This is a genomic window from Kitasatospora sp. NPDC004723, from assembly GCF_040609255.1.
Classification (GTDB): Bacteria; Actinomycetota; Actinomycetes; order Streptomycetales; family Streptomycetaceae; genus Kitasatospora.
The window spans coordinates 174,683-188,491 of the sequence record NZ_JBEXJT010000001.1; the positions used below are offsets into that span (position 1 = coordinate 174,683).

The 13,809-nt window shown below is 74.4% G+C and carries 12 protein-coding genes and 1 tRNA gene; 9 read left to right on the plus strand and 4 right to left on the minus strand.

Annotated features, from left to right (window positions below; translation table 11 throughout):
* Positions 1–120: 120 nt before the first annotated feature.
* On the minus strand, positions 121–1,212 hold the full coding sequence (gene ugpC / locus ABZW10_RS00875; protein ID WP_355357776.1) for a sn-glycerol-3-phosphate ABC transporter ATP-binding protein UgpC: 1,092 nt from the start codon (positions 1,210–1,212) through the stop codon (positions 121–123).
* A gap of 288 nt (positions 1,213–1,500) precedes the next feature.
* On the opposite strand from ugpC, the gene ABZW10_RS00880 reads away from it, so the two are divergent.
* A tRNA-Thr gene (locus ABZW10_RS00880) sits at positions 1,501–1,577 on the plus strand.
* Between the two features lie 54 nt (positions 1,578–1,631).
* Here ABZW10_RS00880 and ABZW10_RS00885 read toward each other — a convergent pair.
* Entirely contained in the window at positions 1,632–2,432 is an 801-nt protein-coding gene (locus ABZW10_RS00885) for a hypothetical protein (RefSeq protein WP_355357779.1), read from the minus strand.
* 204 nt (positions 2,433–2,636) lie between these two features.
* Between ABZW10_RS00885 and ABZW10_RS00890 the strand changes: the two genes are divergently transcribed.
* The 3 genes from ABZW10_RS00890 to ABZW10_RS00900 all read left to right on the plus strand — a co-directional run bounded on the left by ABZW10_RS00890 (position 2,637) and on the right by ABZW10_RS00900 (position 4,897).
* A complete protein-coding gene (locus ABZW10_RS00890) occupies positions 2,637–3,959 on the plus strand; it encodes an MFS transporter (RefSeq protein ID WP_355357782.1) in 1,323 nt (440 codons plus the stop codon).
* Between the two features lie 52 nt (positions 3,960–4,011).
* A complete protein-coding gene (locus ABZW10_RS00895) occupies positions 4,012–4,245 on the plus strand; it encodes a hypothetical protein (RefSeq protein WP_355357785.1) in 234 nt (77 codons plus the stop codon).
* Positions 4,246–4,345: 100 nt separating this feature from the next.
* Positions 4,346–4,897, plus strand: coding sequence for a methylated-DNA--[protein]-cysteine S-methyltransferase (locus ABZW10_RS00900; RefSeq protein WP_355357788.1), 552 nt, complete (start codon positions 4,346–4,348; stop codon positions 4,895–4,897).
* Positions 4,898–4,916: 19 nt separating this feature from the next.
* On the opposite strand, the gene ABZW10_RS00905 is transcribed toward ABZW10_RS00900, so the two are convergent.
* A complete protein-coding gene (locus ABZW10_RS00905) occupies positions 4,917–6,047 on the minus strand; it encodes an ATP-grasp domain-containing protein (RefSeq protein WP_355357791.1) in 1,131 nt (376 codons plus the stop codon).
* A 349-nt stretch (positions 6,048–6,396) separates the two neighbouring features.
* Here ABZW10_RS00905 and ABZW10_RS00910 point away from each other — a divergent pair, with 349 nt between their 5' ends.
* Together ABZW10_RS00910 and ABZW10_RS00915 are read left to right on the plus strand one after the other, a co-directional pair.
* Positions 6,397–7,818 (plus strand): family 2B encapsulin nanocompartment shell protein, encoded by a 1,422-nt coding sequence (locus ABZW10_RS00910; protein ID WP_355357794.1) that lies wholly within the window; start codon positions 6,397–6,399, stop codon positions 7,816–7,818.
* A 65-nt stretch (positions 7,819–7,883) separates the two neighbouring features.
* A complete protein-coding gene (locus tag ABZW10_RS00915; RefSeq protein WP_355357797.1) occupies positions 7,884–8,933 on the plus strand; it encodes a family 2 encapsulin nanocompartment cargo protein polyprenyl transferase in 1,050 nt (349 codons plus the stop codon).
* A 106-nt stretch (positions 8,934–9,039) separates the two neighbouring features.
* Here the strand turns inward: ABZW10_RS00915 and ABZW10_RS00920 are convergent, their stop codons facing one another.
* Entirely contained in the window at positions 9,040–10,080 is a 1,041-nt protein-coding gene (locus ABZW10_RS00920) for an NAD-dependent epimerase/dehydratase family protein (RefSeq protein WP_355357800.1), read from the minus strand.
* A 219-nt stretch (positions 10,081–10,299) separates the two neighbouring features.
* Between ABZW10_RS00920 and ABZW10_RS00925 the strand changes: the two genes are divergently transcribed.
* The 3 genes from ABZW10_RS00925 to ABZW10_RS00935 all read left to right on the plus strand — a co-directional run bounded on the left by ABZW10_RS00925 (position 10,300) and on the right by ABZW10_RS00935 (position 13,773).
* Complete coding sequence (locus tag ABZW10_RS00925; RefSeq protein ID WP_355357803.1) at positions 10,300–11,634, plus strand: DUF1254 domain-containing protein; 1,335 nt, start codon at positions 10,300–10,302, stop codon at positions 11,632–11,634.
* Between the two features lie 70 nt (positions 11,635–11,704).
* Positions 11,705–13,045: a DUF1254 domain-containing protein gene (locus ABZW10_RS00930; RefSeq protein WP_355357806.1), complete on the plus strand. Its 1,341-nt coding sequence runs from the start codon at positions 11,705–11,707 to the stop codon at positions 13,043–13,045.
* 56 nt (positions 13,046–13,101) lie between these two features.
* Entirely contained in the window at positions 13,102–13,773 is a 672-nt protein-coding gene (locus ABZW10_RS00935) for a GAP family protein (RefSeq protein ID WP_355357809.1), read from the plus strand.
* The last annotated feature ends 36 nt before the right edge of the window (positions 13,774–13,809 follow it).

The following is a 13,809-nucleotide window of genomic DNA, read 5'->3' on the forward strand; positions in this document are numbered from 1 at the left end:
GTCCCGGTTCGTCCCGGCGCCGTGTTGACGCCCGTCACCCGTCGGAGTGGCCGTGAACGGCGGGAGCCCCATCGGACCGGTGGACGGTCCGACGGGGCTCCGGGGCGCGGGCCGGTCGCCTCAGTTGGAGAGGCGGGCGCCGGTGCTGGTGGAGAACACGTGGGTCTCGCCGGCGACCGGCACGACGTGGATGGTCTCGCCGCGGGCCGGGATCTGGCGGCCGTGCACGCGGACGACCAGCTCCTTGTCCTCGCCGCCGATCTTGGTGGTGCCGTAGACGAAGCCGTCCGAGCCGAGCTCCTCGACCACGTTGACGGTGACGGCCACGCCCTCGATGCCGCCGCCGGCGACGATCTCGAAGTGCTCCGGGCGGATGCCGACGGTCACGGTCTTGTCGGTGCCGGCGCCGGCCAGGTCCTCGCGGGAGATGTTGACCAGCGAGCCGCCGAACTTCACGCCGCCGTCGACCAGCGGCACCTCGACCAGGTTCATCGCGGGGGAGCCGATGAAGCCGGCCACGAAGAGGTTGGCGGGCTTGTCGTACATGTTGCGGGGGGTGTCGACCTGCTGCAGCACACCGGCCTTGAGCACCGCGACCCGGTCGCCCATGGTGAGCGCCTCGGTCTGGTCGTGGGTGACGTAGACGGTGGTGATGCCCAGGCGGCGCTGCAGGCCGGCGATCTGGGTACGGGTCGAGACGCGGAGCTTGGCGTCCAGGTTGGACAGCGGCTCGTCCATCAGGAAGACCTGCGGCTCGCGGACGATCGCGCGGCCCATCGCGACGCGCTGGCGCTGACCGCCGGAGAGCGCCTTCGGCTTGCGGTCCAGGTACTCCGTCAGGTCGAGGATCTTGGCGGCCTCTTCGACCTTGGTGCGGATCTCGGTCTTGTTGACGCCGGCGATCTTGAGCGCGAAGCCCATGTTCTCCGCGACGGTCATGTGCGGGTACAGCGCGTAGTTCTGGAACACCATCGCGATGTCCCGGTCCTTCGGCGGCAGGTGGGTCACGTCGCGGTCGCCGATCCGGATGACGCCGCTGTTGACGTCCTCCAGGCCGGCCAGCATGCGGAGGCTGGTCGACTTGCCGCAGCCGGAGGGGCCGACGAGGACGAGGAACTCGCCGTCAGCGATGTCCAGGTCCAGGGCGTCGACCGAGGGCTTGGTCGCCCCGGGGTAGACGCGGCTCGCCTTGTCGTACGTCACAGAAGCCATGGCTGTGCTCTCCTCCACCGGCAGGAACGTGCCGGACGATCCGAGTAAAGGTGGGTGGTACCGCTCCGCCGGCCCGCCCGTAGTGGTCTGAACCACTGCGCGAACCGACTCCCGGCGACGCTACCTGCGCGTCCGCTGCTTGTCAGCCCCCGGCCGACCCGAATTAGGCATCGGTTCCATCACACCCGCCCCGCCCCCGTCCACCCCCCGGATATCCCCCCACCGCCCGCGCCCCGCCCGGTAGACTGCCCCCGGTGCCGCCGTGACCTCGTCGCGGACGGTCACCATGCCTCCTTAGCTCAGCTGGCCAGAGCACCGCTCTTGTAAAGCGTAGGTCGTCGGTTCGAATCCGACAGGGGGCTCCACGGGTTCCTCGCGAAGGCCCCCCGGCGTGCAGCCGGGGGGCCTTCGTCGTTCCGTCAGGGCCGTACCGGGCGGGTGCGGGGGCGGAGTTGGCGGAGGGTGTGGGTGGGGGCGTGGGCGGTGAGGAGTTCGGCGGCACGGCGGTAGGAGAGGCGGGCGCGGTGGGTGTGGGGGCAGCGGTCGGGGGCGGGGGTGCCGGCGGGGGCGCGGCGGGTGGTGAGGAAGAGCGGGCCGGTGGTGCGGCCGGCGAGCAGGAGGGGGAGCAGTCGGGCGGTGCCCGCCTGCCAGGTGAGGGGCGGGGCCGGGGGCCGGGTGCGGCGGTGGGGGAGGTCGAGGTCGTCGGCGTCGAGGGCGAGGACGGTTTCGACGGGGGCGCCGCTCTCGTGCAGGAGGCGCCAGAGGACCTGTTCGCGCAGCGGGACGCGGAGGGCGAACAGGGCGCGTAGCTGGTCCGGGGTGAGCGGGGCCGGGCCGGTGCCGGGGGCGGGGAGGGGGCGGGCGCGCAGGCCGTCGGCGGGGTCGGTGCGGATCCAGCCCTGTCCGCGCCACCAGGCGAGGGCGGCGCGCAGGGTGGAGAGCTCGCGGTTGAGGGTGCGCGGGTCGGTGTCCCGGGAGCGGTGGTCGACGGCGGTGCGGAGGCGGGCGGGGGCCTCGGGGTGGTCGAGCAGGGCGAGCGGCAGGACCGGCGGCCGGGCCTGGCGGCGTTCGGGTCCGGTGGGGGCGGGGCGGTCGGCGAGCGCCCAGGCCCAGGTGCGCAGGGCGATCCGGTAGACGCGGCGGGAGCCGTCGCCGAGCCCGGCGGCGGTCAGGTAGCGCTCGACGGCCACCGCGTACTCGACCGGGGGAGGAGGGGTCATGCGGACCTGCTTTCCGCAGTAAACGACGACGGTGAGTGCCGGGCAAAGGATAGTCCGGCGCGCAGTAAATGGCAGGTGGATGCCGATTGTCGGAGATATTTACTGCGGCATGGAGGGGTTGGCTGAAAATTGATGGGGAAAGGCTCAGGTTTTCCGCCGGAAAGCCTTGTCGGCGGTTTCCGTCCGTGGGCAGACTGGACGACCATGACAGGGGAGACGGAGCGGACTCCGGCCCGCCGTCGACGGCTGCGCGGCCGTCTTGCGGTGCTGGGGGAACGCGATTTCAGGTGGTTCTTCGTCGGCTACGCGACCTCGCTGGTCGGCTCCTCCATGGCGCCGGTCGCGGTGGCGTTCGCCGTGCTGGACGGCGGGGGCGGCGGGTCGCAGCTCGGCTGGGTGATGGCCGCCCGGATCCTGCCGATCGTGCTGGTGCTGGTGGCGGGCGGGGTGATCGCGGACCGGCTGGGCAGCCGGCGGGTGATGCTGGCGTCGGACGTGCTGCGCTGTGCGGTGCAGGGCGTCTTCGCGGCGCTGCTGGTCACCGGGAACGCGTCGGTCCCGGCGATGGTGGTGCTGGTCGCCGTGTGGGGGCTGGGCGAGGGGGTGTTCCTGCCGGCGCTGGGCGCGCTGGTGCCCTCGCTGGTGCGCCGGCCGGAGCGGCTTCCGGACGCCAACACCCTGTTGGGCCTGGCGCGTTCGGTGTCCACGGTGGCCGGTCCCGCGCTCGCCGGCGTGATCACGGCGGGCCTCGGCCCGGGGGCGGTGCTGCTGATCGACGCGGCGACGTACGGGGTGGGCGCGCTCGCCCTGGCCCGGTTGTCCGCGGCGGTGCCGAAGAGCGCGGGCGCGGGTGGCGGCGAGGCTTCGATGCTGGCCGATCTGCGGCACGGCTGGGGCGAGTTCCGCTCCCGCCGGTGGCTCTGGGTGACCACGTTGCAGATGGCGCTGTTCAACCTGCTGGTCTGGGCGCCGTTCCTGGTGCTGGGGCCGCTGACCGCGCAGCGCGAGCTGGGCGGGGCGCGGGCCTGGGGCCTGGTGATGGGCGTGTACGGGGTGGGCGCGGTGCTGGGCGGGTCGCTGATGCTGGGGCGCAGGCCCGGCCGGCCGCTCGCGGTGGCGACGCTGGCGGGTCTCGGCTGGGCGCTGCCCTCGGCGGCGCTCGCGGCCGGGCTGCCGCTGGGCTGGGTGGCCGCGGCGGCGCTGGTGGCGGGTGCCGGGTCGGCGGTCTGCGGCTCGCTGTACGAGTCGACCCTGCAGAGCTGGGTGCCGGCGGAGGTGCTGGCGCGGGTGACGGCGTTCGGCGGGCTGGGTGCGTTCGTGCTGGGGCCGCTGGGCCTGGCGGCGGCCGGTCCGCTGGCCGACCGGGTGGGGGTGGCGGCCGTGCTGGCCTTCGGCGCGGGGTGGCAGCTGATCGCCGTGGCGGCGGTGCTGGTGGTGCGCGAGGTGCGCTGTCGGAGCTGGGAGGAGCCGGAACAGGGGGCGGAGCGGGGCGTGGAGCCGGCGCCGAGCGCGGCGGGTGCCGGGTGAGCCCGACGGTCGTACCGTGGAGGGGTGCGGGGGCGAACGGAGGAGGTAGGCCATGCCCGGTTCTCTCACCATCAGCCACCACGAGGCTGCCGCGTCCGTGGACCACGCGGACGCCGTGCGGCTCGCCACCGTGCTGGACGAACTCGCGTACCTGCTGGAGATCCCGGGGCCGAACCGGGTCAACGAGGCCCAGCTCGCCGCCCTCTGCGAGGGTCGGGCGCCCGACCGGGCCGAACTGGCGCACTGGGCGCGGACGGTCGCCGCGGAGCTGAAGGGACGCCGTTAGGGCCTGCCTCGTGGCCGCGCCGCGCCACCCGCCGGCCCCGCCGTACGATGACGCGCGGGGCGGGTGGTCCGCACGCGCCGCGGAGGACGTGGGGGAAGACGTGGCAGAGCGTACGGCGGCGCCGATGTCCTGGCTGACGGTGGACACCCCGCTGCCGAGCGGCCCGTTGCACGTCGCGGTGACCGCGCAGGGCGTGGCGGCCGTCGGCTACCTCGGCCGGGAGGGCGAACTCCCGCGCTGTGCCGACGAGTCGAAGATCGCCGCGGTCACCGGCCGGGTCGGCGAGTACCTCGCCGGGCGCCGGCGGCAGCTGGACCTGCCGATCGACTGGAGCCTGAGCACCGGCCCGCACCGGGCGGTGCTGCAGACGCTGCTGTACGAGGTGCCGTTCGGGCGGACCATCACCTACGGCGAACTCGCGGCCCGCAGCGGGGTCTTCGGCGAGGTCGAGGAACCCGGGCTGGCGGCCCGTACGGTCGGGCAGATGATGGCCGCCAACCCCGTCGCGCTGCTGGTGCCCTGCCACCGGGTGGTGGCGGCGGACGGGATCGGCGGCTTCGGCGGCGGCCGGGTCGGGATCGACGTGAAGCGCTGGCTGCTCACCCTGGAGGGTGTGCTGGAGCCGACGCTGGACTGGAACGGTCCGCTCTGACCGGCCGATCGGCGGCGGGTCAGTGCACCAGCTGGCCCGCCGCCAGGCTGTCCGGGGCGGCGGGGCCGGCCGGGGCGAGCGGCGGGATCGGCGGGATCGGCGGGATCGGCGGGAGTTGGCGCGGCAGTACCGGCTGGATCCCGGAGACGAGGGTGTACTCGATGCCCGTCGGGTCCCCGGCCCACTCGGTGTCGGGCCGCTCGCCGAGCGCCAACTGCACCGCGTTCCACGGCAGGTTGAGACCGCACAGGCTCAGCTGGTGCAGCCCGCCGGAGGGCCGGGTGTTGACGTCGATCACCACCGGCTCGCCGCGCAGGTGCCGGAACTGCACATTGGAGAGGTAGGCCATCCCGGTGGCCTCGACCAGGCGGCGGGCGGGTTCCAGGTACCGGGGCGCGGTGGTGAAGCTGCGCCGCCGTCGCTCCTTGCTGCGGCCGACGGCGGCGAGCAGCGTGCCGTCCAGGTCGGCGAGGCAGTCCACGGAGACCTCGGGACCGTCGAGGTAGGGCATGACCAGCAGGTCGGTGGCGGCGTCCGGGTTCTCCCGGGCCGCCCGGTCGAGCGCGGTGGCCACCTGGTCGACCTGGACCCGGCTGTCCCAGCCGGCCAGCCGGTGGAGCCCGAACGGCTCGCGGGTGAGGACCCGGAAGCCCTCGCCGCCGGCGCCGGAGGCGGGCTTGAGGCAGGCGGTGAGGCCGGCCGACTCGATCCGGTCGACGGCGTCGACCAGGTCCCCGGCGGTGCGCACCAGCCACCACGGCGGGGTGGGCAGTCCGGCGTCGGCCATCGCCGCGTAGCCGTCGGCCTTGCTCGCGAAGGCGGCGATCGCGGTGGCGGGCGGGCAGGCGAGGGCGGTGCCGACGGCCTCGAACTCCTGGCGGTGCAGGGATATCGCGAGCTGGTGCAGCCGGGGCACGAAGACGTCGACGCGGTGGCGGGCGCAGTGGTCGAGGGCGAAGGCGACGTAGGCGTCGGGGGTGAGGTCGGCGGGTTCCAGGCCGGCGGTGTCGGCGGCGGCGAGGACGGGGGAGTCGGGGTCGACGTGGGTCGCGTGGACCCGGACCGGGCGCGGAGCGGCGCGCAGCTGTTCGATGAAGAACACGTTCTCGGCGTACGTGCGGTTGAGCCAGACGGTGACGGGGGCGCTCATGGGGCCTCCCAGGGCAGGGGTGAACGAGGGGGAAGGGCTGTCTCGTGGCCGCGCTCGTCCAGTGGCCCGTGGCCCTTTGAGGTCGCACCTTAGCGGTCCGTCGAACGGGGTCGAACGCGGGGTGGCCTGCCGCGCACGGGCCGGGGAGGCGAACCGGACCGTCCCGTTCCGGAAAAGATTAGATCACCTGATCGAATAAGTATCGATCAGACATTCTATTCGTACTATTTTTTCGGTTATTCCGACCACTCGAAAGAGTGATTGCGGTTGCCCTTCGAAAGGGCCCACCATGATTCTTGCAAGTTGCAAGGCGACACTTCATCGGGTACGGGTACGCGAAGGGCTCCCTATGTCGACCGAAACCAACGTCGGTATTCCTGCACCGGGTGGTGAAGGGCAGGCCGCGGACCAGCAGAGTCTTGCCACCGCCGCCGCGCGGAACCTCGCGACGACGACCAAGTCCGCGCCCCAGATGCAGGAGATCAGCCCCCGTTGGCTGCTCAGGACACTCCCCTGGGTCCAGGTCTCGGCCGGCACCTACCGGGTCAACCGCCGACTGCGGCACGCCGTCGGCCGCGGCCGGGTCAGCTTCGACCGGACGGGCAGCGAGGCCCGGATCCTGGCACCGACCCTGCGCGAGGTGCCGGTGCTGCGGGGCTTCCCGGACGACGCCCTGCTGGAGGAGCTGGCCGGGCGCTTCGTCCAACGCGAGTTCTCCGCGGGTGAGGTCCTGGTCTCGGCCGGGTCGCCGATCGACGAGGTCTTCATCATCGCCTACGGGAAGCTCAGTCGGCTCGGAACGGGCAAGTACGGCGAGGAGGCCGTCGTCGGCGCGGTGGCCGACGGCGACCACCTCGGTGACGAGGTGCTCCAGCGGGAGGACGCCACCTGGCCGTACACCGTCCGGGCGGACACCGCCGCCACCGTGCTGTCCCTCCGGTGGTCCGCCTTCCAGGAGCTCGCCGAGCGCTCCGAGGCGCTCCAGCTGCAGGTCATGGAGTACCTGGCCGGGTTCCAGCAGCCGCAGAACAAGCACGGCGAGGCGGCGATCGACCTCTCCGCCGGCCACCACGGCGAGTACGAGCTCCCCAGCGCCTTCGTGGACTACGAGCTCAAGCCGCGCGAGTACGAGCTGAGCGTCGCCCAGACGGTCCTCAAGGTGCACACCCGGGTCGCCGACCTCTACAACCAGCCGATGAACCAGACCGAGCACCAGCTGCGGCTGACCATCGAGGCGCTGCGCGAGCGCCAGGAGCACGAGCTGGTCAACAACCCGGAGTTCGGCCTGCTCGCCAACGCCGCCTACGACCAGCGGATCCAGACCCACTCCGGCCCGCCCACCCCGGACGACATGGACGAGCTGCTGAGCCGCCGCCGCAGCACCAAGCTCTTCCTGGCCCACCCGCGGGCCATCGCCGCGTTCGGCCGCGAGTGCAACCGGCGCGGCCTCTACCCGGACACCGTCGAGGTGCAGGGCCGCCGGGTGTTCGGCTGGCGCGGTGTGCCGGTCTTCCCGTGCAACAAGCTCCCGATCGTCAACGGGAACACCACGTCGATCCTCGCCATGCGCACCGGCGAGGACAACCAGGGTGTCATCGGTCTGCACCAGGCCGGAATTCCCGATGAAGTCGAGCCGAGCCTTTCGGTGCGGTTCATGGGAATCAACGAGAAGGCCGTCATTTCCTATCTGGTGAGCGCCTACTACTCCGCCGCGATTCTGGTGCCGGACGCCGTCGGCGTCCTGGAGAACGTCAACATCGCGCACCACTGAGGCTGACCGCGGCAGGGCCGGCCCGCCCCGGGGCCGGCCCGTCGCACCACCAAGGGGGAGGACCCATGGGAATGTTCACGCTGGAGCGCGACCATCGCGAGGGACACGAGGCGCAGGACGTCCTCGCGCGCGCCCGCGCCCTGGTCGACCCGGTGCTCCGGGCCGCCGTGGACTCGCTGCCCGGCACCATGCGCCGGGTCGCCGGCTACCACTTCGGCTGGTGGGAGGCGGACGGCTCGCCGTCGACCGCGTCCTCCGGGAAGGCCATCCGGCCCGCCCTGGTGCTCGCCGCCACCCAGGCGCTCGGCGGCGACCCCGCCAAGGCCACCGCCGCCGCGGCCGCCGTCGAGCTGGTGCACAACTTCACGCTGCTGCACGACGACATCATCGACCGGGACGAGACCCGCCGGCACCGCCCCACCGCCTGGCTGGTGTTCGGCACCACCGAGGCCATCCTGGCCGGCGACGCCGTGCACTCGCTGGCGCTGCGCCTGCTCGCCGAGGACGGCCACCCGGCCGCGGGCGCCGCGGTGCGCCGGCTGGCCGACTGCGTGGTGGAACTCTGCGAGGGCCAGCAGATCGACTGCGCCTTCGAGCAGCGCAGCGACGTCTCGCTGACCGAGTGCCTGGCGATGGCCGAGGCCAAGACCGGCGCACTGCTCGGCGCCGCCTGTGCCATGGGCGCCCAGTACGCGGGTGGCTCGGAAACGGCCGCCCAGGCGATGGACGGCTTCGGCCGGGAGATCGGCCTGGCCTTCCAGCTGATCGACGACCTGATCGGCATCTGGGGCGATCCGACCGTCACCGGCAAGCCGGTCGGTGCGGACCTCCTGGTCCGCAAGAAGTCGCTGCCGGTGGTCGCGGCGCTGGGCTCGGGGACACCTGACGGGGCCCGGCTGGCCGAGCTGTACGCACTGGACCGGCCGCTCACCGGCGAGGAGCTGGCGAGCTGCGCGGCCGCGGTCGAGGGCGCCGGCGGGCGGGCCTGGGCACAGGGCGAGTCCTGCGACCGGATGGCGGCGGCGATGACCCAGCTGGCCCTCGCGGTGCCCGAGCCGTCGGCCGCCGACGAACTGCTCGCGCTCGCCGAGCTGGTCACCCGCCGCACCCACTGATCCGACCTCCAACGGGGGAGCGGACACCCCGCTCTCCCCGTCGCCCTTCCCACCGCCGCGCCGGGGCCCGCATGGACGGCCCCCGGACGGACGGCTCCCGTACACGTCAGCCGAGCGGGGCCGGCGCGTCCAGCAACCGCCTTTCCTTCCCCGGCTCGATGCCGTGAAGGACTCGGCCGCGCTTGCGTCCGTCGGGCTCCGTGTCGTTTGCCGGCCCTCGCTGCCGCAGCCACTCCCAGGTGTCCCGGGCGGTCTCGGCGAAGGGCCGGCAGCGCAGCCCGGCCGCCTCGGCCCGTCCGGTGTCGGCCCGCCAGATGCCCGCGGCCTCCGGCCCGTCGGGCATCCAGAGCGGCAGCTCGCTCCACGGCTGGACGCGGTCCGGCCCCTCGGCCGTCAGTCGGCCGTCCGGGACCCAGACCAGTTCGGCGCCCCCGCCGCCGGCCGCCTCGGCACAGCCCGCGAGGAACTCCCCGTAGGTGAGCCGGCCGGGCGGCGCCGTGGTGATGAACCGGCCGGCCGTGCCCGCCGTCAGCAGGTCCAGCCCGAACACCGCGAAGTCCCGGACGTCGATCAGCTGCATCGGCCGCCCCGGCTCCCCGGGCGCCAGCACCCGCCCGCCGCGGGCCATCCGCTCCAGCCACCACGGCAGCCGGCCGCCCTGCTCGTGGGGGCCGATCAGCAGCCCGCTGTTGAGGACCGACGTGCGCCCGGCGCCGAAGTGCTCCAGGACGGCGCGCTCGCAGCCCGCCTTGAGCGCGGCGCTGAACTCCTGCCCCGGCGGGGTGTCGGCCGGGCACTCGTGCAGCGGGGAGGCCTCGTCGACCACCCGGGCCGGCCAGTCGGCGAAGGCGTGCACGGAGGAGATCAGCGCGTAGTGGCCGGCGCGGTCGCGCAGCAGCCGGGCGGAGTGGGCAGCCTGGGCGGGCTGCTGGGCCGAGGTGTCGACCACGGCGTCCCACTGCCGCCCCTCGGCCGTCCGCGCCAGGTCGTCGGCCGAGTCGCGGTCGCCGCGCACCGCCTCCACGCCGGGCAGGTCGGCGGCCGTGCGGCCGCGGTTGAAGGTGGTGACCTCGTGGCCGCGGGCGAGGGCCTCGGAGGCGAACGCCCGTCCCAGGAAGGACGAGCCGCCGAGCAGAAGGATCTTCATAACGGCAAGGCTGTCCCGGCCCCTCGCCCCGCATACCGCCGTTCGCCGTGGGCGCAGACCGGTGCCCTCCCGGCCCGTCCGAGCTGCCCGCGGCGGCCGAGATGCCGACCCCCGGGGGCCCGCATAGCATCCGATTCATACCGATATGTCCATCCGATACGTCCGTCATGCAGCCGTCGCGCCCCGGTACCGGGGACCGGCGCAGGGAAGAGCGGCACCATGGTCAACCCGGCACTCGTGGACCCGGACACCATCCGCGCGACCGCCGCCGAGGCGTGGGTCCGCGGTTACCCGATCCTGCAGAACTACCGCACCCTCTACACCCAGGCGCTGGACGACGCGGACCCGCGCCACGTCGGCGGCTTCGGCGTCTTCCGGCACTACCCGCGCCCCGCCACCCCGGCCGACACCGACGTCATCACGCCCAACAACGACACCCCGTACTCCTGGGCCTGGCTCGACCTGCGGACCGAACCGTGGGTGCTCTCCGTCCCCGCCACCGACCGCTACTACGTGCTGCCGGTGCACGAACTCGACACCGTCTACGCCGGGTTCGTCGGCTCCCGGACCACCGGCCAGGAGGCCGGCGACCACCTGGTGGCCGGCCCCGACTGGCACGGCGAACCGCCGCCCGGCATCCGCGGCGTCATCCGCACCACGACCCGGCTGGCCGGCATCCTCGGCCGCACCCACCTCGTCGGCACGTCTCCCGAGGCGGTCGCGGAACTCGCCGCGCTCCAGCGGCAGTACCGCCTGCGCCCGCTGCACGCCTACGCCGGCACACCGGAGCCGGAGCCCGCCCCGCAGCCCGTCTGGCCGGTCTGGCGCGACGAGGTGCTCGACACCGTCGAGTTCTTCGTCTTCCTCGACTTCCTGCTCGGCTTCCTGCCCGCCGAGGCCGCCCCGCCCGCCGAGGCCGAGCTGCGCGGCCGGCTGGCCGACCTCGGCATCGACGGCCGCGGCGAGTTCGAACCGGCCGCGCTGCCGCTCGCGGTCCGCACCGAGATCGAGCGCGGCATCGCCGACGGCAAGGCCGAACTGGCCCGCGCCGCCGTTCGCACCGAATCGTCCGTCGGGCTCTTCGGCACCCGCGGACAGCTCGGCACCCGGTACCTCGACCGCGCGGTCGGCGCGCTCACCGGCCTGTACGGGCTGCCCGTCGAGGAGGCCTGGTACGGCGGCTGGCAGGCCGACAGCACCGGCCACCGCCCGCCCGACGCCAGCGAACGCGACTACCTGCTGCGGTTCCCGCCGGACGCGCTGCCGCCCGCCCGCCACTTCTGGTCGGTGACCCTGTATGCGCTGCCCGGGCTCCACCTGGTCGACAACACCCTGGACCGCTACTCCGTCGGCGACCGCACCCCCGGCCTGGTCCGCGACCCGGACGGCGGACTCAGCGTCTACGTCCAGCACAAGCGGCCCGCCGACGCCGACCAGTCCGCCAACTGGCTGCCCGCCCCGGACGGCCCGTTCACCGTCGTCATCCGCCTGTACGGGCCGGACGCCTCGGTGCTCGACGGCCGCTGGACACCGCCGACGCTCACCCCGCGCTGACCCCCGCGCCGCCCCCCTTCCACCCTCTCGCCCCGTGCCCCCGACCCCCGGCACCCGGGAAGGACGCCCCATGAACCAACCCGAGCTGGAGGCCCTGGCCGCCGACGCCTACGTCTACGGCTATCCGCTCGTCGCCGGCCTCACCACGGTCGACCGCTTCGTGCACGGCGGCCTGGGCGTCCTGCCACCCACCCCGTTCAACCGCTTCGCCCACGCCCCGCGGCTGGCCGGCCCGGACGACGACTTCGTCTCCGTCAACAACGACGTCCTCTACTCGGTCGCCCAGCTCGACCTCTCCGAGGGCCCGCAGCGTCTGCACGTGCCCGACACCGCCGGCGGCTACCACGTGCTGCAGTTCGTCGACGCGTGGACCGACAACTTCGCCTACCTCGGCAGCCGCGCCACCGGCAGCGCGGCCCGGACCTGGCTGGTCGTGCCGCCCGGCCGGCACGGCACCCCGGCCGACCCCGACCGGGTGATCACCGCACCGACCGCCGTCGCCACCATCGTCGGCCGCTTCGCCTGCGCCGGGCCGGACGACCTCCCGCGGGTCCGCGCCCTCCAGGACGGGCTCGTCCTCGAACCGCTGGAGCCGGGCGGGGTCGCCGCCGGACTCCCCGAGCCGGACCCGGACGTGCCCGAGCGGCTCGCCTTCTTCGAGCGGCTCCGGGTCTGGATGGCCGCCTACCCGCCCGCCGAGGCCGACCGGGCCTACCAGCAGCGGTTCGCCCCGCTCGGCCTCCTCGACCCCGGTCCCTCGCCGTACCGGGCGGCCGCCCCCGACTGGACGCTCGCCCTGGCGACCGGTCTCGCCGCCGGCCGCGAACGCGTCGAGGACGCCACCCGGCCGCCCGAGGAGCACCCGCCCGGCGAGTGGCGCGCCGCCCTCCACCTGGTCGACCACAACACCGCCTTCCTCGGTCCGGGCACCCTCGACGACCCCGAGTGGCGGATCCCCGACCGCCGTGCCGCCTACCTCAGCCGCGCCGCCGCCGCCCGGGCCGGCCTCTGGGGCTGCCACGCCTACGAGGCCCTGCACGCCACCACCGGCGACGACGCCGACGGCCGCCCGCTCGACGGCACCCACCCGCACACCCTCCGTTTCCCGCCGGACGGACTGCCGCCCGCCGAGGAGTTCTGGTCCCTCACCGTGTACGGCCTCCCGGACCAGCGCCTGGTCGCCAACCCGGCCGCCCGCTACTCGATCGGCAGCCGCACCCCCGGTCTGCGGCCCGACCCGGACGGCGGCCTCACGCTCCACCTGAGCCACGAACCCCCCGCCGACCCGTCCGGGGCGGCGAACTGGCTCCCCACCCCCGCCGGGCCGTTCCGCCCGGTGATGCGCCTCTACCGTCCGGGCCCCGCGGCCCTGGACGGCACCTACCGGCTCCCGCCCCTGCGCCGGGTGTAGGGCGTCCGGTGGGCCGGCCTTCCCAGGCGCGTCCGTCCGAGCAGGAAGGAAGTGCGATGGGCGACGCCGTCGGCCGGATGCTGGCCCCGGCCGTGGGCATCGCGATCAGCCCGATGGCGCTGATCGCGACCGTCCTGCTGCTCGCGACGCCCCGGGGCCGGGCCGACGGGGCGGCGTTCGCCGCCGGCTGGACGGCCGCGCTGGCGGCGGTGCCGGCCGTCGTGGTGCCGCTCGGATCACGGCTCGCCGCGGGCACGGTGGCCCCGGACTGGTCGTGGTGGTTCGAGCTGGCGGTGGGCGGGCTGCTCCTGCTGCTCGGCGCGCGCCAGTGGTGGGACCGCCCGCGCGAGGGCCGGGTGCACGGCCCGCCGGAGTGGATGCGGACGGTCGACCGCTCCACCCCCGCCCGGTCCGCCGCACTGGGGGCGACCCTGCTGGCGACCGATCCGAAGAACCCCCTGCTCGCCCTCGCCGCCGCGGTCGTGATCGGCACCGGCGGCGCCCCGGCCTCCGGCAAGGCGGGCGCCGCCGCGCTGCTGGTGCTGATCGGCTCCCTCGCCACCCTGCTGCCCCTCGCCGTCCACCTCCGAGACGGCGACCGCGCCGCCCGCCGGCTCGACGAGTGGCGAGCCTGGGCGGCCACCCACAACACGGCGGTCCGACTGACCCTCCTCCTCGTCCTCGGCACCTCCCACGTGGGCGCGGCGCTCTCGGGCCTGACCGCCTGACGTCCTCGGCGCCTCCTGTGCGGGTGCGGTCCTCGC